The organism is Amycolatopsis sp. NPDC114505, assembly GCF_055633615.1.
In genome coordinates, this window is record NZ_JBVKDV010000004.1 from 1003115 (window position 1) to 1024027 (window position 20913).

Below are 20913 nucleotides of genomic sequence, written 5' to 3' on the forward strand. Positions count from 1 at the left end.
AGGCACCCGGCTCGCCGGCAGGAACCACCGGAGGGAAGGGGGCACGGTGACGACCACGAATCAACGCCGGGGCCCCCTCGACCTCCCGCCGGTCTTCTGGTGGATCTGGGTCAGCGTCCTGGTCAACTGGGCCGGGGCCTTCACCCGGCCCGTGCTCGCGCTCTCGCTCACCGCGGGACACGGGTATTCGGTGACCTACGCCGGGTTCGTGATCGCGTTGATCGGCCTCGGCGGCCTGCTCGGCACGGTCGCCGGCGGGGTGCTCGCCGACCGGCTGGGCCGGCGCCCGACCCTCGTGCTGGCGCACCTGGTCACCGCGGTGGCGATGGTCGCGCTGGGCACGGCGGACGGGCGCTGGCAGATCCAGGTGGCGGCGTTCGCCGTCGGGGCCGGCTCGACGGCCGCCCGGCCGGTGATGAACGCGGCGCTCGCCGACGTCGTGCCGCAAGCCGACCGCCAGCGGGCGTTTTCCTTGAACTACTGGGCGGTCAACATCGGGGTCGCGGTCTCCTCGGCGCTCGCCGGGCTGATGGTGACCCAGGGCTACACGCTGGTATTCGTCGCGGACGCGGCGGCGACGGCGCTGTGCGCGCTGGTGGTGCTGCTGAAGGTGCCGGAAACCCGGCCCGCCTTCGCACCGCCGGTACACCGGGAAGCCCGGACGCGCATGCGGCTCGACCGCCGGTTCGTGGTCTTCCTGCTCGCCACCCTCGCGATCGCGTCGGTGTACGAGCAGAGTGCCACGACCCTGCCGGTCGTCATGGTCGGGTCGGGACTCGGCGCCTGGACCTACGGCGTGGTGCAGGCCTTGAACGGGCTGCTCATCGCGCTCCTGCAGATCCCGCTGACGCGGTGGGCCCGCCGGCACTCGCGCCGGGCGGTCCTGGTGGGCAGCGCCCTGCTCGTCGGGTGGGGCTTCGGGCTCAACGCGTTCGCCGGCGGCCTGCTCGGCTACGCGATCGTCGCCCTCGTCTGGACCGTGGGCGAGATCCTGCAGATGCCCATCGGCAGCGCCGTCGCCGCCGACCGGGCACCCGCCACGCAGCGGGGCCGATACGCGGCGCTTTACACCGGAGCGTGGTCGGCCGCGGCCCTGCTCGGCCCCATCGGCGGCGGGTGGCTGCTCGACGGCGGTGGCCCGGTTTCCGTCTGGCTCGCCTGCGCCGTGCTCGGCGCGGTGGCCGCCGCCGGTTTCGCGTTCGCGACCGGCACCAAGCTCCCGCGTGAGGCCGGCACCTCCGGCGCGCGGGCCGGGGAGGACTCCCCGGAACCCGTCACCAGGACCGGTGGCGGGCCCCCACGGGAAGGACAGCAAAAATGCAGCAGCAGTTCGTCGTCAACACCTGCGTCGCAGCCCGCCTGACCCCGAACACCTGCGTGGCAGCCCGCCTCGCGGTGAACACCTGTGTCACGGCCCGCCTCGCGGTCAACACCTGCGTCACCGCCCGCCTCGCGGTCAACACGTGCGTCACCGCCCGCCTCGCGGTGAACACCTGCGTCGCGGCCCGCCTCCCGGTCGAGACCGGCCGGTCGGCGTCGATCTCCTGATGACCGCCGTTCGCGAAGGGGTGCCCGGCCGGAGTGGCACGAGCCACTCCGCGCCGGGCCGCGGCCCGATCGTCACGCGGGTGCAGTCCTTCGCCGGCCTGCCCGGCACCCCGGAGTCGCTGCACCTCGCGGTGGCCGACATCCGGGACGTCCGCGCCGAAGTTCCGTGGCAGGGCGACCTTCAGGGCTTCGGCACCTCCTGGGACGACCCCGGCCACGCCCGGCTCGCGGCACGGGGCGAAGCGATCGAGCGCTACTGCGGCGTCTGGCCGCCCGACCCCCGGGAACTCGTCCACGGCACCCACACCGACCTGGTCTCACGCGGCCTGACCGCGGTCTCCCCCGACCGGCTCACCCGCTACTCGCCCCGCCAGTACACCACGCCGGGTTTCCCCTTCACCCCGTTCACCGCCGAGTCCCCCGTGCACTGGGTCCGCGCGACGTCCCTCGGCGACGGCAGTGAGGTCCTCGTTCCGGCCTTCGCCGTCCACACGAACTGGCCGCACATGGCGAAACCGGCCGAGGAACCGCTCCACGCTTTTCCGGTGATCGGCGGCACGGCGGCGGGCGAAACCCTCGAGGACGCGATCCGGTCCGGGCTGCAGGAAATCGTCGAACACGACGCCACGGCGGTCTGGTGGCTCAACGGAGCGCCCCAGCCCACCCTGGCCCCGACCCCGGGTCTGGCCCGGCTCGCGGCCGGGACCGACGAGGTCCACCTCTGGCCGATCGGCAACGACTTCGGCGTGCCCGTGCTGGCCGCGGCCGTCCGGTCGCCCGAAGGCTGGCTGACCGTGGGCACCGCGATGCGGGCCGACCCCGAGCAGGCCGCGCGGAAGGCCTTGGCCGAGGCCTACACGCTGCAGATCACGTGCCGGACCTTGGACGACCGCGAGGCCGTCTCGGCGATGATCGAAGGGTACGGCGGCCACAGCCCGCTGCACCCGTGGCGGGCCGGCCGGGACTACGCCGACCAGTACCGCGACGACTCCGCCGACATGGTCGAACTGCTGTGCCACCAGCAGTTGCACCTCGACCGGCGCGTGGGTGACGCCGCGCTGGCGTGGGCCGCGGGCGGGCCGGCCGGTGACTGGGCGGCGATCCCGCGTCCGGCCGACGACTCCCTCGCGGCGTTGCACGCGTGCGTCGCGGCGGCCGGGCACGAAGTCCTCTACGTCGACCTGACCACGCCGGAGGCGGCCGACGAGGGAGTCACGGTCGTCCAGGTCCTCGTGCCGGGCACAGTCGGCACCGCGCCGGCCGCGTACCCGCCGCTCGGGGCGCGCCGCGTCCAGGACCTCGGGGCCCGGCTCGGCTGGTACCCGGAGCCGCTCGGCGAGGAGGAGCTGAACCGGCGTCCGATGCCGCACGGCTGAGGCTCAGCGGACGGCCGCCGCGTCGTCTTCGCGACGGCGTGACCGCCGGGCGGCGACCGCGGCGGGCAGGATCAGCGCGGCGACGACCGCGACGAACACGAAGGCCACCCCGAAGTCCGTCACCTGGGCGATCCCGCCGACGATCGGCGGGCCGCCGAGGAAACCGGTGTAGGCGATGGCCGTGACGAAGCCGATCTCGCGTTCGCCGCCGGTGCCGTCACCGCGCTTGCCCGCGTCGCCGGCGAGGCCGAGGGCGAGCGGGAAGGACGCGGCGAGCCCGGCGCCGGCGAGCGCGAACCCGGCGTACCCGGCGGCGGCCACCGGGATCGCGGCCGCGGCGAGCAGCCCGGTCGCGGCCAGCGCCGACCCCGCGGCCAGGCACCGGGTCGGGCCGAAGCGGCGCTGCGCCCACGAACCCGCGAGCCGGGTGAGGGTCATGACCAGCTGGAACCCGGCGAACGCCAGCGCGGCCGCGCCCGGGCCGACGCCGCGCTCCGCCGTCATCAGCAGCGCGGACCAGTCCGAGGACGCGCCCTCGGCGATGGCCGAGCACAACGCGACCGCGGCCAGCAGCCACAGCACCGGACGGCGGATCGGCGCCCGGCGCGGCGCGGGTGCTTCCGTGTGCTCGGGACGGCTGCCGGGAACCGCGCGGAGCACGGTCAGCAGCACCGCGACGGCGACGACGGCGGCCACGGTCAGGTGGCGTCCCGGTGGCCAGTCGTGGCCGGCGGCGAGGCCCGCGGCCAGCGAGCCGGCGAGCGCGCCGACGCTGAAACCCGCGTGGAACTCCGGCATGATCGGGCGGCGGATCCGGCGTTCGACGGCCACCGCGGCGACGTTCATCGCGACGTCGAGCATCCCGACGCTCACGCCGATCGCGAACAGCGCGCCGGCCAGCAGCGGCACCGTCGGCGCGAAGCCGATCAGGACCAGCGAAGCGGCGGCGAGCACGGTGCTCCCGGCGACGACCGCGCGGGCACCGGCCCGTTCGATGATCCGGCCGGACACCGACGCGGCGGCGAGCAGCCCGGCGCTGGCACCCAGCAGGGCCAGGCCGAAGACGCCGGGGGCGGCGTGCACCCGCGCCGCCAGCGCGGGCGTGCGCGACGCCCAGGAGCCCAGCGCGAGGCCGTTGACCGCGAAGACGACGAACACCGCGATCCGGTCTCTTCCCATGGATCCAGCGTGGCCGAAGTGCTTCGGAAGGTCCATGGCCGATTAGCACCTCCTTCGCCCTTCCACAAGGCCGTTCGCGGATCTGTGGACAACCGGGTCCCGCCCGGCGACCTGTCCACAGATTCGAAATCGCGGGCTGACAAATCTTCCGCCGCCCGTCAATCTGGAATCACCAGTTCACCGCGGCCCGCGAAGCCGCGATTCCAGAGGGGAAATCCACGATGTCTTCACGCCGTCTCCGCGCCCGCCTTCCGCACTTGCTGATCCTGGCCGCACTGGGTCTGCTGACCAGCGTCGGCACAGCTCAGGCCGCTCCCGCCCAGGACGAACCGGGGTGCCAGAAGGGTGAATTCTGCCTGTGGCCGACCGGCGACTACGGCGGCGAGGTCCAGCGGTTCGACCTGCGCACCGCGAATCCCGGGGAATGCATTCCCCTGCCCGGGGGATTCGCCGGATCGTCATTCGCGAATCTGCTGACGCGCGACGTCACGGTGTACCAGAGCGAGGAATGCTCGACCGAGGGAGATTTCGTCACCTACCCGGGTGGCGGCACTTTCGTCCCGGACGCGCCGTTCCTGGTCCGCGGGATCCAGATCTGGGAGTGACCACCTGACCCGGGCCCGCACCGCCGCCTGCTCCCGAGGGGGAGAGCCGGCTCGCGGCGGCGGCCGGACCCGACCGGGGCCGCTCCCCCGAAAGCGGCCCCACCCCGTGGGCGCGCCTCAGCGGCGGGGCGCGCCCACGGGCCCCCACGCCTCCCCCGGTGGCCGGCGGGCCCGGCTTCAGGCACACCGCCGGTCCTTCCCCGGCCGGCGGCGTGCCTGATCCCCGTGGCTCGCGACCGGTTTGTGCCGCCACAGGAGGTCCGTGCGCGGCCGAACGAGCCTTCGAGAGGAGTGGGAGCGAACTTCGGGCCGCGGGGGCGGTCACGGGCTTCTCAGCCCGCCGACGGGCTGACCAGGGCAAACGGGGAGGAGGCAGTGGAGCACCGTGCCGTCCACTGCACCGGGCAAGCAGCGGCGTGCGGACGCTCGCGGCGCTGCCTGCCCGGCCGCGGGACGTGCGCGCGAGCACGGTCTGGCTGGACAGCAAGAGCCTTCTGATCGTCAGGTTACAGGTTCGCGGCGCGGCAGGAAGCCCGCTTCGTCACCCTCAGCACTCCACTCGACACAGGAAGGGGTCCACACCACGCGTCACCCGCACGAGTCACCCGCGGCCGGACGCCGGTCGTGACGGCTCACCGGCCGAACTTCCGAATTCCGTCGAACGAGACCTGAAACGATTCGCCGGTGTCGAACGATCGAGAGGATGGCGACGACTAAGCTGCCGGTGCCGGGTTACCGGCAGCAGCCGTCGGCGCGGGCCCTCGTAGCTCAGCTGGATAGAGCAAGAGCCTTCTAATCTCTAGGTCGCAGGTTCGAGTCCTGCCGGGGGCGCCACCAGGGAAGACGTCGTGCGCGGCAGCGCACGACGCACCCTGGCCTTCCATCGCCTGAGGCCCTTCTCCCGCACCGCCGGCGTACCCCCACTGTGGACGGTCACCGTCCGTGTTCTCCGCGCGAAGAGCCCGGAAGTCGCACCGCGTGAGCGGCCAGGTGGCCCAACGGTCCCGACCGAGCCCATCCCGAGACAACCTTGTTACCTGAGCGGCGAGTGTGCTGTTCCGCACCCGAATCGTCACGCCCAGCGATGACACCCCGGGTACGCCCGACGCCGGACACGACAACCCGATCGAGTGAAGCGACCTCGACCGAACGAAGGAGGCGAAACACCACCGTGGCCCACGAAGAACCGGGCGGACGACACCGGCGCCGCCGGGCCAACCGCGTGACGCGCAACGCCCTGGACGAAGCCCGGCGAGCCGGCCTGGTCCGGCGGCACCTGACCAAGCTCCGGTACCTAGCCGAGCGCGCCGCCCGCGCACCGACGCCCGAAGGGACGGCCACCGAGGGCCCGCCCTCCACATCGGACGCCGCCTGACCACCCCACGCACACGGCCGATGCGACGCCGGGCGCGGCCGTGACTCCGGCGATCCGATGTGTACTCCGGCGGCCGACCGGTCGGCGGCCGACCGGACCTCCGGCGCGGTCCGGACCACCAGCCGGACCTCCAGCGGTCACCCCGATCACGCTCGGAACGAGCCGCCCAGCGCGGTCCGCACCACCAGCCAGGCCGAACCGGCCACGAACGCACGAAACTCGACCGCCGCCCGGTCGGCGGACGAGCAGACCTCCGGCGAGCACGCTCGGAACGAGCCGACCGGTGCGGTCCGGACCACCAGCCGGACATCCAGCGGTCACGAACCCACGAAAGGCGACCTCCGACCGGCACTCGCCAGTCGGAAGCCGCCTCTCGCAAGCGGTCTGAGCTACGCCGTCGTGACCGGCTGGTCGCCCTTCAGGTGCACCGGGAGGGCTCGGTGGCCGTTCATGATGAACGTCGAGAGGGGCTGGAGGTCGGCCGGGTCGACCGCCAGGGCCAGGTTCGGGTACCGCTCGAACAGGGTGGACAGGCCGACCGTCGCCACCAGGCGGGCGATGCCGGCGCCGAGGCAGAAGTGCGGGCCGTGGCCGAACGACAGGTGTTCCTTGTCCGCTCGGGTGATGTCGAACTCGCAGGCCGATTCGCCGTGGACGGCCGGGTCGCGGCCGATGGCGGCGTAGTTGACCAGGATCGCGTCGCCCTTGGGGATCGTCACGCCTTCGCCGAGGTCGAGGTCCTCCATCGCGTAGCGCAGCGGGAGGGAGGCGAGCGGGGACTCGACTCGGAGGGTCTCGTCGATGACGTCGGCCCAGGTGGCGTCGCCGGACTTGACGAGGGCCAGCTGGTCGGGGTGGGTGAGCAGGGCCGTGATCGCGTTGTCGAAGAAGTTGATCGTCGTCTCGGAGCCGGCGCCGAGGATCGCGAAGATCGTGTCGGCCAGCTCCTGCTCGGACAGGCGTGAACCGTCCTCGTCGCGGGCGGCGATCAGGTCGCTGGTGATGTCCTCGCCCGGGTTGGCGCGCTTGGTCGCGATCAGCTCGGCCATGGAACCGCGCCAGCCGGCGAGGGTGGCCTGGGCCTGCTCGGGGGTCACCGTGGTGTCCACCATCATGTCGATCACCTTGGCGGTGGCCGCGCGGGCCTGCTCGTCCATCCCGATCAGCTCGGCGACCAGCATCGCCGGCAGCGGGTAGGCGAAGCGCTCGCGGAGGTCGACCACCTCGTCCGGGCCGGCGGCGGCGAGGGCGTCGAGCAGCATGTCGGTCAGCGCCACGATCCGCGGGCGGATGGCCTCGGTTCGCTTGGGGGTGAAGGCCTTTCCGACGAGGCGGCGCAGCCGGACCTGGTCCTTGCCGGTGGCGGTGACCATGTTGTCCATCGCGACCCAGCTGATCATCTCCCAGTCGGGCGGGATCTCGCCGTTGATGAACTTCGGCCAGTAGTTGCGCGCGTTCTTGGTGACGCGCGGGTCGGCGAGCAGCTTCTTGATCACCTCGGCGCGGGTGACCGACCAGGCGACGACCCCGCCGGGCAGCTCGACCTGGGTCGCGGGGCCCAGCGCACGCAGGCGGGCGGCCTCCCCGTGGATGTCACGCCCCGTGGTGTCGAGGACCGGGCAACGGCTTTCCATGGGCTCGCCTTTCGAAGACGGGAGAGAACGGGAAAAGGAACGGAGGTCTCCGATGAGCAGGTCGGGCTGCTCGAGCGCGGCGAAGTGGCCGCCGCGGTCGAACTCCGTCCAGCGCCTGAGCGTCGGCAGGTCGCGCTCGGCGAAGCTGCGGATCGGCCGGACGAGGTCCTTCGGGAAGACCGCGACCGCGATCGGGACGGTGGGCGCCGGCGGGTTTTGGCCGGCGGCGAGAGCTCGCGCCGCGGCGCCCTCGTAGAAGAAGTCCGCGGACGTCGCCGCCGTCGCGGTCAGCCAGTGGATCGAGACCGCGTCGAGGATCTTGTCGCGGCTGATCGCGTCCTCGGGCACCGTTTCGCAGTCGGTCCACTCCTTGAACCGCTCCACCATCCACGCCAGCTGGCCGACCGGCGAGTCGGTGAGCGCGTAGCCCGGCGTCCGCGGCCGGGTCTCCATGAGCCGCACGTAAGGAGACGGGTCCTGGACGAAGCGGCCGAACGAGGCGAGGCGTTCCTGGTCGTCCTCGCTGAGCGCGGCCAGCTCGGCCGGGTCGTCGCCCGGGACGGTGATCAGCATGCTGACGTGCGCGCCCGCGCAGTTGCGCGGGTCGACCGTCGCCACGGCCTGGGAGATCACCGAACCGATGCCGCCGCCCTGGGCGAGGTAGCCGCGGTAGCCGAGGCGGTGCATCAGCTCGGCCCACGCGGCGGCGATGCGCGACACGTCCCAGCCGGTCGAGTCCAACGGGGAGGAGAACCCGAAGCCGGGCAGCGCGGGGATCACCAGGTGGAAGGCGTCGGCGGGGTCGGCGCCGTGCGCGCGGGGGTCGGTCAGCGGGCCGATCAGGTCGAGGTACTCCGCGACGGAGCTCGGCCAGCCGTGGGTGAGCAGCAGCGGGCGGGCACCGGGCTCCGGCGAGCGCACGTGCAGGAAGTGGACGGGTGCGCCGTCGATCTCGGTGACGAACTGCGGGTGGCTGTTGAGCGCCGCTTCGGTGGCGCGCCAGTCGTAGGAGTCGCGCCAGTGCTCGGCGAGCTCCTTCAGGTAGGCGAGCGGGACGCCTCGGTCCCACCCGGTGTCCGGCGGTTCCGCCGGCCAGCGGGTGTTGTCCAGCCGCGCTCGGAGATCGTCGATGGCTGCCTGCGGGATTTCGACTCGGTACGGCTGCATGCTCGCCTCAAATCGGTGCAATCACGGCTGATGCGGAATCGGCCGGAATGGGGATCCCGAGGTCCGACCCGCACTCATCCTCGCGCTGCGCCGAATGGCGGCGCACCTCCCACGTTGCCCGGTCTCCGGTGCGACGGGAGGCCGGGCTGTCGCAGGTGGACCCGCGATTCCCGGGTCAGGCAGTACCGTCGCCCGCGGGTCGCGCGATTCACGTCTCTTGAATTGCCGAATCGCGGAAGGAATCTTCGCAATGCGGAAGGTTGCCCGCCACGGCACGCCTGCGAAGGTGGTTCGAAGAGACTCTCGAATCCCGAATGGAAGGTGAGCGGCTGATGGCTGTTACCTCGATCCAGGACGTGCGGGACGTGCTGGCCGCCTACCCCGAAATCGCGGACTTCGCGGTCCTGGCGCACGTCCAGGAACCCGTCGGCGAGGTCCTGGTGGCCTACGTCGTGCCCGGTGGCCCTGGTTTCGACCTGGCCGCGCTGCACACGTACCTCCGGGAAAACCTGCCCGGCAGCGCGGTGCCGGCCACCATCGTGGTCGTCGACGCCATCCCGGCGGACTCCTCGGGAACCCCGGAGCCGCAAGCACTCCCCGCGCCCGACCTGCGTGGCCTGCTGCCCTACCGGTCGCCCGACACCCCCCGCCAGGAAGCGCTGTGCACGATCTTCGCCGAAGTGCTCGCCAAGACCCGGTGCGGTGTCGACGACGACTTCTTCATCATGGGGGGCGAGTCGATCGACGCCATGCTGATCGCGAGCCGCGTGGGGCCGGCGTTCGGCCTGGAGATCTCCATGAACGAGCTCTTCGACGCGCCCACGGTCGCGGAGCTCGACCAGCTCCTGGACCAGCTGAGCAGCACCGAGGCGTGACGATGATCAAGGTCGCCACCAGGATGCGGGGCCTGCAGCAGTCCACCCTCGGGGCCATGACGGTGCGCTGCCGGGAGCTCGGCGCCCTCAACCTCGCGCAGGGGCTCAGCCAGGTGCCGCCGCCCGCTTCGCTGCTGGCGGAGGGCGCACGGGACTTCGCGGCCGTCGGGCATTCCTACACCCAGCCCGAAGGCCTCGCCGTCTTCCGGGAAGCCGTCGCCGGCAAGGTGAAACGGTCCAGTGGGCTCAGCGTCGAGCCCACGACCCAGGTGCTGGCCACGGTCGGCGCGACGGGCGCGCTCATGGCGACGCTCACGGCGTTGCTCGACCCGGGCGACGGCATCGTCGTGTTCGAACCGTTCTACGGCTATTACCTGTCCTCGGCCAAGGTACTCGGCCTGTCCCCGCAGCCGGTCCGGCTGACCGGGCCCGACTTCCGGATCACCGAGGACACACTGCGGGCGGCGATCACCGGCCGCACGCGGGCGATGATCATCTGCACGCCGAACAACCCGAGCGGGCGCCGGCTCACGGCGCCGGAGCTCAAGATCATCGCGGCCGTCGCGGAAGAGCACGACCTGCTCGTCATCAGCGACGAGGTCTACGAAGACATCTTCTTCGACCCGGACCCGCACCTGGCCGCCGCGACGGTCGGGAACCTCGCCGAGCGGACGGTGACGTTGTCGTCCCTGGGGAAGTCGTTCAGCATTCCCGGCTGGCGGCTGGGTTACGTCTGCGGCCCGGAACAGCTGATCGGCGCGATCCGGGTCGCGGCCGACTCCCTCGTCGTCTGCGCACCGGCTCCGCTGCAGGAGCTCGGCGCGCGGGCGCTGAACCTGGGCGACGACTACTACCACGACCTCCGCGCGATGTACGACCGGAAGCGGCGCACCCTGGCGGAGGGCTTCGCCGCCGCCGGGTTGCCGCCCAACGAACCGGAAGGCGCCTACTACCTGTTCGTCGACTGCTCGCCGCTGGGCGTGACGACCGGGGTGGAAGCGGCCGAGATCCTGCTGGAGAACTGTCTCGTCGGGACGATCCCCGGCGAGGCGTTCTACCTGGACTCGCCGGACCGGCCGTACGTGCGCGCCTGCTTCTCCCTTCCGGACGACGTGCTGGCCGACGCGGTCGGCAGATTGGCGAACGGGCTTACCCATGGTTGAGAACGTGAACGGCCGCGCGGTGCTGGTCACCGGGGCGGCACGCGGCATCGGCTGGGCCATCGCGCAACGGTTCGCCGCGGCCGGCGACCGGGTGGCGATCCTGGACCGGGTGCCGGAGGAGGACGCCGGGAAGCTGGTGGCCGGGCTCGAGGGCGACGGGCACGTCGTCGTCGAAGCCGACCTGCTGGACGGCGAAGCCGTGCTGGCGGCGGTGGACTCGGCGGCCGGGCAGCTCGGCGGTCTGGACGTCCTGGTGAACAACGCCGGCATCTTCACCGCGCACCCCATCACGGAGGTGGGCTACGCGGCCTGGCAGGAGTACTGGCGCACCACGCTGGGCGTCAACCTGATCGGCGCGGCCAACGTGACCTGGTGCGCGGTCCGGCACCTGAAGGAGCACGGCGGGCGGATCGTCAACGTCACGTCGCGGGGCGCGTTCCGCGGTGAGCCGGACGTGCCGGCCTACGGGGCCAGCAAGGCGGGCCTGAACTCCTTGACCCAGTCGCTGGCACTGGCCCTCGCGCCGCACCGGATCTCGGTTTCGGCCGTGGCACCCGGGTTCGTCGAGACGGACATGACCACCGAGTACCTGAAGCCGCCGGGCGGCGACGAGATCCGGGCGCAGAGCCCGTTCGGCCGGGTCGCCCGGCCGGCGGAGATCGCCGCGGGCGTGTTCTACCTGGCCTCCGCCGAGGCCCAGTGGGCCAGCGGCACGATCCTCGACCTGAACGGCGCTTCGTACCTGCGTTAGGGCGCAAAGCGAACGGGCCGCCCGGCGACTCCGGTCGCCGGGCGGCCCGCTGCCGTACGGGGTTACCGGTCCGCGGCCTTGCCCGCTTCGATCTCGATGGCGGTGACCGCGAGCAGCTGACCCGTGGTGGAGTCGCGCAGCGCCATGTCGGCGATCTCGGTCTCCGGCCGGGTCGTGTTGCGCCAGTTGCGCACCGTGATCGTGAAGACCGCGCCGGGGTCCGCGTTGCCGAAGTAGCCGACCTTCTGGTCGATCACCCGGCGGCGCAGGAACTGCTCGTCACTCCGGCCGAGAGAGCGCCACAGGCGCAGCAGCGCGGTGTCGAAGATGGAGAAGTAGGACGCGAAGTAGACCAGCCCCGCGCCGTTGATGTCCCGCGTGACGTCCAATGTGTACTCGAAGGTCAGCTCGGGGCCGGCCACGACGAACCCCGTCGGGTCGGGCGCGCAGAAGCCGCCCGCCTCGCGGGCCCGGCCGACGAGCGTGCGCGGCGAGTACTGGTTCGGCAGGCGCGGCAGGTCGGCGAAAGCGAAGTCGGGGGGCGAGGTCCGGGCGAGGCCCCGGTTGCTGTCCGGGCGGCTGCGCGCGATCCACCGGTTGAAGTTCTCGACGTACATGCAGTCCGGGTGCGGGTCCTCGTACACCTCCGCCGGATCCAGGGGCGTGTCCGGCAGGTCGAGGTCGGCGGGCGCGAGCCGGTGCAGCGTGAGCACCGACTGGCTGCCGAACTGGAACACCCGCGAGCTCACCCCGAGCTCGTCCCCGAACGTGAGGCCGTGCGGGTGGATCGTCTTCCCGCCGCGCACCCGGTAGTAGTAGAAGGACAGGTAGGCGGGCTGTCCCTCCGCCGTGCGCGCCGCGTGCACGTTGGTGCGGCAGGCCGCGGCCACCGCCTCCCAGGTCCAGTCCCCGATCCGGCCGAAGACGAGCGACCCGCCGCTGCACATCCCCGGGGAGACGACCACCCGCCGGGACAGGGAGCTTTCGTCCGGCCTGCGCACGGACTCCGTCGTGCTGTCCACTGTCATCAGTTCACCACCGTTGTCAGGCCGCCGCGGCGGGATCGACCGGCTCGGCGAGACGGCGTTGCTCCATCAGCCGGGCGACATCGCCGACCGTCGCGAGCTCCAGCAGCTCGTAGTCCTGGATCTCGATGCCGAGCCTGCTGTTCAGCACGACCGAAAGCTCCACCGCGGTCAGGGAGTCCAGCCCCACCTCGGCGCAGCCCGCCGTCGGTGAGATGTCCTCCGTCCGCAGGAACAGGTCGTCCACCAGGATGCGTTTGAGCACCTCATACATGGCTTGCCCTCCTGTCGGTGGTTCCCGTGCCGGATTCGCGCAGGGCCAGCGCCACGTCCACGATGAGGTCCTCCTGGCCGGCCACCGCCTGGCGGCGGCCGAGCTCGAAGAAGACGTCACGCGGGTCGACGCCCTCGCGCGCGGAGATGTCGAGCACCCGGGCCTTGAACCCGGAGAACACCCCGGCCAGGCCGCTGACGATGGAGATGGAGTCGACCTTGGGCGGCGCGGGCATCAGCTCGCGTTCGGCGATGTCCGCCGCGTCCAGGAGCCGGTACAGGTCGATGCCGGTGCGGTAGCCGACGCGTTCGAGCACCGGCACCAGCACCTCGAGCTGGGTGTTGCCGGCCCCGGCGCCGAAACCCCGGGCGCAGGCGTCCAAAATGGACGCTCCGGCGTCGGCGGCCGCGATCGAGTTCGCGACGGCCATGCCGAGGTTGTTGTGCCCGTGGAACATCACCGGCACGTCGACCGCGGCGCACATGGCCGTGATCCGCTCGGTGACGTCGGCCGGCAGGTAGTGGCCGGCGGAGTCCATGATGCCCACCCCGGTGGCCCCGAACTCCACCAGGTGCGCGCAGTGCTCGGCGAGCTGCGCGGCGCTCGCCATGTGGCTCATCAGGAGCACGGCGTGCGCCTCGACCCCCCGGTCGCGCAGGAAGCCGAGGTGCCGTTCGGCCAGGCTGGACTCGGTGCAGTGGGTGCCGATGCGCACCAGGTCGACCCCGTGGGCGACGGCCTTCTCGAGGTCGGCGATCGAACCCCAGCCGGGCAGCATGAAGACGCCGAGCTTGCTGGTCGTCAGGCAGTCCCGGGTGATCGACAGCATCTCGTCGTCGCTGAGCCGGGCCCGGCCGACCTGGAGCGAGGAGGCGCCCAGCCCGTTGCCGTGCCCGACCTCGACCACCGGGATGCCCGCGGCGTCCGCGGCCAGCGCGTAGGCACGCAGCTGGTCCGCGCCGAGGCTGTGCCGGACGGCGTGGTGGCCGTCGCGCAGGCTCGGGTCGTGGATCAGGATCGGCTTGCCGTCCGCGACGTCCGCGGTCGTTGCCTCGGTCATGAGTTCACCACGCCTGCCATCCGGAGCCGGTCCGCCGCGTAGCTCTCCGCGACCAGGAGCGCGGCGGAATTGATGATGTCGAGGTTGCCGGCGTACCGGGGGATGCGGTCCCCGTGCGAGGTGACCTCGACGGCGACGAACGCCTTGTCGCCCTCGGCCGTGCACGCCTTCACCTCGTAACCCCGGGCGAAGGACCGGACTTCGGCCGCGGCGCGATCGACCGCCGAGCGCACCGTTTCGAGGGTGAGGTCCTCGCCCAGCAAGGACATGGCGACGCGGAAGGTCGCCGGCGGCCGCGCCGGGCTGACGTTGAGGATCGCCTTGACGTCCTGGACGCCGGTGAAGGTGCGGACCGCTTCCGCCGTGGTGTCGATGTACTCGTCGAGGTTCATCCGCGTGCCGCGGCCGATGCTCAGGCTGGCGGCGGTCGTCACCACCTCGATGTAGTCGACCGCGCAGGCCCGCGTGATCGCGTGCAGGATCGGCACCGACGCCTGCCCGCCGCAGCTCACCATGCTGACGTCGCGGTGCGCCGCGATGTCCGCCCGGTTGACGGTCGGGAAGATCATCGGCCCGTTCCGGCTGGGCGTCAGGTCGATGAGCATCGTGCCGAGGGGCGAGAGCTTCTCCACGTGCTCGAGGTGAGCGGAAGCGTTGGTGGCGTCGAACACCACGTCGAACGGGCGTCCGGCGTCCACAAGGGACTGGACGCCGCCGGCCGCCACCGGCACACCGAGCTTGGCCGCCTGCCGCAGTCCCGAGGTGGCTTCGTCCCGGCCCGCGACGAGCTCCAGGTCGAGGTGGTCGGAACGGATGACCTTGGTCATCAGGTCGATGCCGATGAGGCCGGCGCCGAGCACCGCCACGGACAGCCGGCCTGCCGCTGTCCGCGAGCCGTTGTCGGTCATTCGTCACTCCTGACGCGAGACACCTGGTTGCGGGCCGGGCTTCGGCGTCGCATCGGCGACGTGGGAAGAGCACCCGACCGGCAACCATGGTCGCAGCCGGCGACGGCGGGCGACGTCTTCGAAGCTGCGAAACGGGTACGCACGGTGCGCAACAACGAAGGTGCCGCGCTCCCGCACCGTGAGCATGCTGAAAAAGAAATGCGACGACCGATCCGACGTCGACCGGTAGATGATGGAGCTGCACCGTGGATCAGTATCCGCTGAGTTCTAAGCAACAAGACCCGGCCGGCGAAGCGCGCTCACCTCGGCACGTCGTCGCACTCGCTCTCCGCATCAAGGGAGAGCTGCGCGTCGACGCCCTCCAGGGCGCGCTCGACGAGGTGGTGCGGCGGCAGGAAGCCCTGCGCACGCGGCTCAGCTACGACGAGCACGACGGCGCCGTCGGGTTCCAGGAAGTGCTGCCGCCGCAGCCGGTTCCGCTCACGGTGCACGAAACTCCGCTGCCCGCCGGCCCGGCTCGCGAAGAAAGGGCTTTCGAGGTGCACCGGGCGTTGCACCACGCGGAGCTCTCCTTCACCTTCACGCCGTCCTTGCGCACCGAGCTGTACCGCTTCGACGACGAGGACGCGGTGCTGACCCTGGTGACCCACCACCTCTTCAGCGACGGCTGGTCGTCCGACGTGCTCCGCCGCGAAATCGCGGCGTGCTACCGGGCCCAGGTGACCGGGGTCCCGCACACGCTGCCGGACCCGACCCCGTACCGCGAGTTCGCCGCCTGGCAGCAGGAGTACCTCGGCAGCGAAAAGGCGGCGGAGGACCGCCGGTTCTGGGGGCGCACGCTGGCCGGCGCCGAACTGTTCACGATGCCCGCCGACCGGCCGCACGGTCCCGAGACCCAGGCGCCGCGCAACGAGGTGCAGACCTTCTCGCTCGATCCCGCCGAGTTCGCCGAGGTCACCGCGGGCGCGGCCCGGCTCCGGTGCACCGCCTGGCACGTCTTCCTCGCGGCCTTCATGGTTCTCGCGGAAAGGGTCACCGGCCGGACCGACCTGACCCTGCTCACCATCAACAACGGGCGGCAGGCCGAGGAGTTCTATCACACCATCGGTTTCTTCACCGACCTCGTTCCCCTCCGGCTCGAATTCGGGGAATGCGCGAGTTTCCGCGACCTCATGCTCCTCGCGCGCCGGGCGGGTGCGGACACCCAGCGGCACCGGATGCCGTTCGGCTCGACCCTCGAGATCGCCCCGGACCTGATGAAGAGCGCTCTCGATCCGCTCGCGCTGGTGCCGGGCTTCAACTACGTGCGCTCACCGAAGGCGCGGGAGCACGCCGAGTTCACCACCAGCGTCGAACCGGTCGTGCCGCCGGAAGAGGTGTCGGTCTCCCACCACCGCGGCGCGCTCATCTGGACCTTCCTGGTCCTTCCCTCCGGCGGGTTCCGGTGTGTCATGGAGTACGAGCCCGACGCGGTCGACGCGGCCACGATCCGGCGCTGGGGCACCGAGTTCGTCGAGCTGGTCCAGGCCATCCCCGGCGCACCGGACCAGCACCGGAAAGACCGCTAGGAAACCCCGGCACCGAGTTCGTGGAGGTCGCTCATGCCGACAGACATCGACGTATGGCTCCAGGCGAGCCCGAACAACACGCTTCCCGAGTTCGGCGACCCGGTGGTGCTCGCGGCCGAGTCGTTCAACCGCGCCCACCCGGGGTACCGGGTCCGCATCCACCGCTTCGAGGCCCACCTGCTGCCCGGGAAGGTGGCCGAGGCGGTCGAGCGGGGAAACCCGCCGGACATCGCGGAGTACATGTACTCGTCGATGCAGACGGCGCTGGACACGCGAGCCGGCAACGGTGATCCGTTGTTCGTGCCGGTCGAGCGCGCGATCGACGGCCGGGCCAAGATCCTCGGGGAACCGGTCGTCATCGAGGACCTCGTGCCCGCCGTGCGCGACTACTACACCCTCGGTGGCGAGCTGGTCGCCGTCCCGAGCTTCGTGTCGACCAACATCCTGTTCGCGAACCGGACCATGCTGTCCGCCGCCGGGATCGAGCGGCTGCCGGTGACCTGGCAGGACCTCACGGACGCGTGCGCCGCCGTCGCCGAGCTGCCGGACGGCCCCGGGCACGGGGCCAGCTGGCCGAACTACGGCTGGGTGTTCCACCAGGAGCTCGCCGGGCAACGGGGGTTGCTCGTCAACAACGGCAACGGCCGGTCCGGCCGCGCCACCCGTGTCTTCCTCGACTCCCCCGAGCTGCTCGCCTACGCGCGCTGGTGGAAGCGGATGCTCGACGACGGCCACTACCTCCCCACCGAGGAGCTCCACTACTTCACCACGATGCAAGCGTTCGAGCGCCAGGAGATCGCGTTCGTGGTTTCGTCGTCGGCCATCGGCGGGATGATCAAGGAGATGGCCGCCGGGGCGGGCTTCGAGCTCACCGCGGGCCAGCTGCCGCGCCCCGTCGCGGACTGTTCGCCCGGTGGCCCCGTCGCCGGCGAGGCGCTCTTCCTCACCCGGGGCCTGCCGAAGGAGAAGGAGGACGGCGCCCTCGCCTTCCTGCAGCACCAGCTCAACGAGGAGCACGCGGTGGCCCGCCTGCACTCCCCCGGGAGCCCGGTGACGTCGTTGCCGATCACCCTGGCCGCCCACCGGCGCGCGACGGCGGCCGAGTGGGCCGATCCGTTTCCCGGCTACCGGGCGGCGATCGAGCAGGTCACCACGGCGGAGCGCACCTTCGCGGCGGCGGGCCCGGTGGCCGGCAACCTCAACGGCATCAACATCGCCCTCACCGAGGCGATGGCGGACGTGCTGCTCGAGGGGGCCGAGCTCGAGCCCCGGTTCCGCGCGGCGACCGAACAGGCCCAGCGGGTGCTCGACCGGTACAACGCCGCGGCCCTGGCCGACCCGCCGAGGACCCCGGACGACCTCGAAGCGGGCTGACGAACCGCGTCTCCAGTGTTGCGGGCTTTGATTTCCCACCGGGCAGGCAAAGAGATGAGCGACGCGGACTGCCCGGGGAGAGTGGAAACCGCCGGAACCGAACCGACCACCGACGTCTTCCCACCGCGCCCCGTCTGCCAGCCGACGAAAGAGAGCAGCACGACGATGTCCCCCTTCAGCAACATGCTCGTCGACCACGTCGCGTTCTCGGTGACCGACATCCAGGCGAAAGCCGACTGGTGGGTCGCCAGCTACGGCTTCGCCGTGAGCGCGACGTCGGACGAGGACGCGCCCGCCCGGTCGATCGGGCTCACCCAGCGCCAGGTCGAGCTGGTGCTCATCGAGGCGAAGGACGCCGACCACGCCGCCGCCGGGTACGTGCGCAAGCACGGCGACGGCGTCTCGGGCATCGGCCTCGGGGTCGCCGATGCCGAAGCGGCGTTCCACGAGGCCGTCCGCCGCGGTGCCCGCCCGGTGGCCGAGCCGGCCACCGTCGACGGCGTCACGACCGCGTCGATCCTCGGCTTCGGCGACGTGGTGCACACCTTCGTCCACCGGGCGGAGGGGGTGTCGCCGCGCGCGCTGCCGGGGCTGCGGCCGGTCGAGTTCTCCGGCGACTTCGACGTCGCGCTCGGCGAGGTCGACCACTTCGCCATCTGCGTGCCCGGGGGCCACCTCGAAGAGCACATCAACTTCTACCGCGACGTGCTGGACTTCGAGATGACGTTCGCGGAGCGGATCGCGGTCGGGAAGCAGGCCATGGTCACGAAGGTGGTGGAGAGCACCTCCCGCGCGGTCACGCTGACGCTCATCGAGCCGGACGTTTCGCTCGAGCCCGGGCACATCAGCGAGTTCCTGCGCGACCACGACGGCGCGGGCGTGCAGCACATGGCCTTCGCGACGGCGGACATCCTGACGACGCTCGACGCGCTCAAGGAGCGGGGCATCGCCTTCCTCAACGCGCCGGGCAGCTACTACCAGCTGCTCGCCGAGCGGGTGGACCCGGTCCGCTACCCGATCGAAGAGCTGCGCAAGCGGAACATCCTGATCGACGAGGACCACGACGGGCAGCTCTACCAGATCTTCGCCGAAGCCGTGCACCCGCGGAACACCATCTTCTTCGAACTCATCGAGCGCCTCGGCGCGCAGGGGTTCGGCAGCGGCAACATCACCGCGCTGTACGAGGCCGTGGAACTCCAGCACCGCCAGGACCAGGAGCGCGGCCGGGCCGCCTAGAGCAACAGACCTTGACGAGGAGAATGGCATGGCAGCCCTTTCGATCCCCGCCCGGTTCGCCGAGCAGCTCGCGCGGACCCCGGACGCGACGGCGGTGACCGAGGCCGCGACCGGGGTGAAGCTGAGCTACCGCGAACTGGACGAGCGGGCCAACCAGCTCGCGCGGCACCTCATCGGCCTCGGTGTCGGGCACGAGGACCGGGTCGCGGTGCTGATGGAGCGGTCGATCGGCCTGGTGGTGGCCTTTCTCGGGATCCTCAAGGCCGGCGCGGTCTACACGCCGATCCACGAGTCGTACCCGGCCGAGCGGCAGCAGTGGGTGGTCGACCGGGCGGGGACCGGGGTGCTGCTCACCGACGAGGTGACGCGCGCGGCGGGCGTGCCGTCGGGGGTCACGGTCGTCGTGGTGGACGACCCGGCGCTCGGGCGCGAGCCGGTCGCCGACCCCGGGGTGCCGGTCCACCCCGGTCAGCTGGCCTACGTGATCCACACGTCGGGGTCCACCGGCCTGCCCAAGGGCGTCGCGGTGGTCCAGCAGGACGTCGTGCGGCTGCTGGACGATCCACAGTGGACACCCGAGCGGTACGCGCGGTTGCTGCTGCTGGCGCCGTACGCCTTCGACATCTTCATCTTCGAGGTCTGGCTGCCGTTGCTGCACGGCGGCGAAGTGGTCGTCGCGCCGCCGGGACGGGTGGAGCCCGCGAAGCTGCGCGAGCTGATCACGGCGCACGGGATCACCGGGCTGCACCTGACCGCGGGCCTGTTCCGCGTGATCGCCGAAGAAGCGCCGGAGACGTTGCGCGGGCTGCGCGAGGTGCTCACCGGCGGCGACGTGATCGCGCCGACCGCGGTCAGCCGGGTGCTCGAGGTCTGCGACGGCCTCGTGGTCCACGCGACGTACGGCGCGACCGAAGCGACGGTGCTGTCCACCAGCCTGCCGCTGACCGCCGGCACGCCGATCGGCACCACCGTGCCGCTCGGCGGACCGCTGACCGGCGTCACGATCCGGGTCCTGGACGCCCTCCTCGCGCCGGTGGCCGACGACGTGGTCGGCGAGATCTGGCTCGCCGACGGCGGTCTCGCGCGCGGCTACCTCGGCCAGCCCGGCCTGACCGCCGAGCGGTTCGTGGCCGACCCGTTCGGCGCGCCGGGGTCGCGCATGTACCGCACCGGCGACCTGGCCCGCCGGCGGGCCGACGGCGGGCTCGAGTTCCTCGGGCGCGTGGACAGCCAGCTGAAGATCCTCGGGTTCCTCGTCGAACCGGCCGAGGTGGAGGCGACGCTGGCCGGCTTCCCGGGTGTGGCCCAGGTCGTCGTCCTGGCCCGCGAGCTCGAGAACGGCGAGAAGCAGCTGGTCGGTTACGTCGTCGCGGAATCCGGCGAGATCGACCTCGCGGCGTTGCGCGCCCACACCAAGACCCGGCTGCCGGACTACATGGTGCCCACGGCGTTCGTCAAGCTGGACAAGCTCCCGCTGACCGCCAACGGCAAGCTGGACCGGGCGGCGCTGCCGGCGCCGGACTTCGACCAGGCCGCGACCTCCCGCGCCCCGGAAACGGACCTGCAGCGGGCCCTCTGCGCGCTCTTCAGCTCCGTGCTCGAGGTGCCCGAGGTCGGGATCGACGACAGCTTCTTCGAGCTCGGCGGCCAGTCGCTGCAGGCGATGCGGCTGCTCAACCGGATCCGGACCGAGCTCGGCGCCGACGTGCTGATCAACGCGCTGTTCGACGCACCGACCGTGGCCGAGCTGGCCGCGTTCGTCGACGCCCAGCAGACCGCGGCCTGAGACGAGGAG

18 protein-coding genes and 1 tRNA gene are annotated in these 20913 nt (G+C 71.8%); 13 read left to right on the forward strand and 6 right to left on the reverse strand.

All coding sequences use genetic code 11. The features are described from left to right. Positions 1 to 46: 46 nt before the first annotated feature. The 3 genes from ACZ7OU_RS42450 to ACZ7OU_RS42460 are packed head-to-tail and all read left to right on the forward strand — an operon-like array spanning position 47 to position 2924. A complete protein-coding gene (locus ACZ7OU_RS42450) occupies positions 47 to 1363 on the forward strand; it encodes an MDR family MFS transporter (protein ID WP_470259623.1) in 1317 nt (438 codons plus the stop codon). Continuing rightward, a complete protein-coding gene (locus tag ACZ7OU_RS42455; protein WP_470259624.1) occupies positions 1318 to 1548 on the forward strand; it encodes a hypothetical protein in 231 nt (76 codons plus the stop codon). Before ACZ7OU_RS42450 ends, ACZ7OU_RS42455 begins: the two co-directional genes overlap by 46 nt. Then, positions 1548 to 2924, forward strand: a complete 1377-nt coding sequence (locus ACZ7OU_RS42460; RefSeq protein ID WP_470259625.1) for a YcaO-like family protein — start codon at positions 1548 to 1550, stop codon at positions 2922 to 2924. Before ACZ7OU_RS42455 ends, ACZ7OU_RS42460 begins: the two co-directional genes overlap by 1 nt. Positions 2925 to 2927: 3 nt before the next feature. Here ACZ7OU_RS42460 and ACZ7OU_RS42465 read toward each other — a convergent pair whose 3' ends face one another. Beyond that, the gene (locus ACZ7OU_RS42465) at positions 2928 to 4103 is read right to left on the reverse strand and encodes an MFS transporter (RefSeq protein WP_470259626.1); all 1176 of its coding nucleotides are present in this window, start codon (positions 4101 to 4103) and stop codon (positions 2928 to 2930) included. A 221-nt stretch (positions 4104 to 4324) separates the two neighbouring features. Between ACZ7OU_RS42465 and ACZ7OU_RS42470 the strand changes: the two genes are divergently transcribed. The 3 genes from ACZ7OU_RS42470 (at position 4325) to ACZ7OU_RS42480 (ending at position 6083) form a co-directional block, all read left to right on the forward strand. Further along, positions 4325 to 4708: a peptidase inhibitor family I36 protein gene (locus ACZ7OU_RS42470; protein WP_470259627.1), complete on the forward strand. Its 384-nt coding sequence runs from the start codon at positions 4325 to 4327 to the stop codon at positions 4706 to 4708. Positions 4709 to 5465: 757 nt separating this feature from the next. Next, positions 5466 to 5542 (forward strand) — tRNA-Arg (locus ACZ7OU_RS42475). A 337-nt stretch (positions 5543 to 5879) separates the two neighbouring features. After that, entirely contained in the window at positions 5880 to 6083 is a 204-nt protein-coding gene (locus tag ACZ7OU_RS42480; RefSeq protein ID WP_470245791.1) for a hypothetical protein, read from the forward strand. 389 nt (positions 6084 to 6472) lie between these two features. On the opposite strand, the gene ACZ7OU_RS42485 is transcribed toward ACZ7OU_RS42480, so the two are convergent. Continuing rightward, positions 6473 to 8884 (reverse strand): cytochrome P450, encoded by a 2412-nt coding sequence (locus ACZ7OU_RS42485; RefSeq protein ID WP_470259628.1) that lies wholly within the window; start codon positions 8882 to 8884, stop codon positions 6473 to 6475. A gap of 332 nt (positions 8885 to 9216) precedes the next feature. Between ACZ7OU_RS42485 and ACZ7OU_RS42490 the strand changes: the two genes are divergently transcribed. Genes ACZ7OU_RS42490 through ACZ7OU_RS42500 form a run of 3 tightly spaced genes read left to right on the forward strand, consistent with a single transcriptional unit; the run spans position 9217 to position 11673 of the window. Beyond that, complete coding sequence (locus ACZ7OU_RS42490; protein WP_470245789.1) at positions 9217 to 9759, forward strand: phosphopantetheine-binding protein; 543 nt, start codon at positions 9217 to 9219, stop codon at positions 9757 to 9759. A 2-nt stretch (positions 9760 to 9761) separates the two neighbouring features. Beyond that, a complete protein-coding gene (locus ACZ7OU_RS42495; protein WP_470259689.1) occupies positions 9762 to 10922 on the forward strand; it encodes a pyridoxal phosphate-dependent aminotransferase in 1161 nt (386 codons plus the stop codon). Further along, entirely contained in the window at positions 10915 to 11673 is a 759-nt protein-coding gene (locus ACZ7OU_RS42500) for an SDR family NAD(P)-dependent oxidoreductase (protein WP_470259629.1), read from the forward strand. The genes ACZ7OU_RS42495 and ACZ7OU_RS42500 overlap by 8 nt, the downstream gene beginning before the upstream one ends. Positions 11674 to 11735: 62 nt before the next feature. On the opposite strand, the gene ACZ7OU_RS42505 is transcribed toward ACZ7OU_RS42500, so the two are convergent. The 4 genes from ACZ7OU_RS42505 to ACZ7OU_RS42520 are packed head-to-tail and all read right to left on the reverse strand — an operon-like array spanning position 11736 to position 14940. Next, positions 11736 to 12701 (reverse strand): LnmK family bifunctional acyltransferase/decarboxylase, encoded by a 966-nt coding sequence (locus ACZ7OU_RS42505; protein WP_470245787.1) that lies wholly within the window; start codon positions 12699 to 12701, stop codon positions 11736 to 11738. A gap of 16 nt (positions 12702 to 12717) precedes the next feature. Further along, on the reverse strand, positions 12718 to 12972 hold the full coding sequence (locus ACZ7OU_RS42510) for an acyl carrier protein (RefSeq protein ID WP_470245786.1): 255 nt from the start codon (positions 12970 to 12972) through the stop codon (positions 12718 to 12720). Beyond that, entirely contained in the window at positions 12965 to 14032 is a 1068-nt protein-coding gene (gene dmpG / locus ACZ7OU_RS42515) for a 4-hydroxy-2-oxovalerate aldolase (RefSeq protein WP_470245785.1), read from the reverse strand. The genes ACZ7OU_RS42510 and dmpG overlap by 8 nt, the downstream gene beginning before the upstream one ends. After that, positions 14029 to 14940, reverse strand: coding sequence for an acetaldehyde dehydrogenase (acetylating) (locus ACZ7OU_RS42520; protein ID WP_470259630.1), 912 nt, complete (start codon positions 14938 to 14940; stop codon positions 14029 to 14031). The genes dmpG and ACZ7OU_RS42520 overlap by 4 nt, the downstream gene beginning before the upstream one ends. A 245-nt stretch (positions 14941 to 15185) precedes the next feature. On the opposite strand from ACZ7OU_RS42520, the gene ACZ7OU_RS42525 reads away from it, so the two are divergent. The 4 genes from ACZ7OU_RS42525 to ACZ7OU_RS42540 all read left to right on the forward strand — a co-directional run bounded on the left by ACZ7OU_RS42525 (position 15186) and on the right by ACZ7OU_RS42540 (position 20904). Further along, positions 15186 to 16508, forward strand: coding sequence for a condensation domain-containing protein (locus ACZ7OU_RS42525; protein ID WP_470245783.1), 1323 nt, complete (start codon positions 15186 to 15188; stop codon positions 16506 to 16508). Between the two features lie 33 nt (positions 16509 to 16541). Then, positions 16542 to 17882, forward strand: a complete 1341-nt coding sequence (locus ACZ7OU_RS42530; RefSeq protein WP_470259631.1) for an extracellular solute-binding protein — start codon at positions 16542 to 16544, stop codon at positions 17880 to 17882. 165 nt (positions 17883 to 18047) lie between these two features. Further along, positions 18048 to 19118, forward strand: coding sequence for a 4-hydroxyphenylpyruvate dioxygenase (gene hppD / locus ACZ7OU_RS42535; protein ID WP_470259632.1), 1071 nt, complete (start codon positions 18048 to 18050; stop codon positions 19116 to 19118). 28 nt (positions 19119 to 19146) lie between these two features. Next, a complete protein-coding gene (locus tag ACZ7OU_RS42540; RefSeq protein ID WP_470259633.1) occupies positions 19147 to 20904 on the forward strand; it encodes a non-ribosomal peptide synthetase in 1758 nt (585 codons plus the stop codon). The last annotated feature ends 9 nt before the right edge of the window (positions 20905 to 20913 follow it).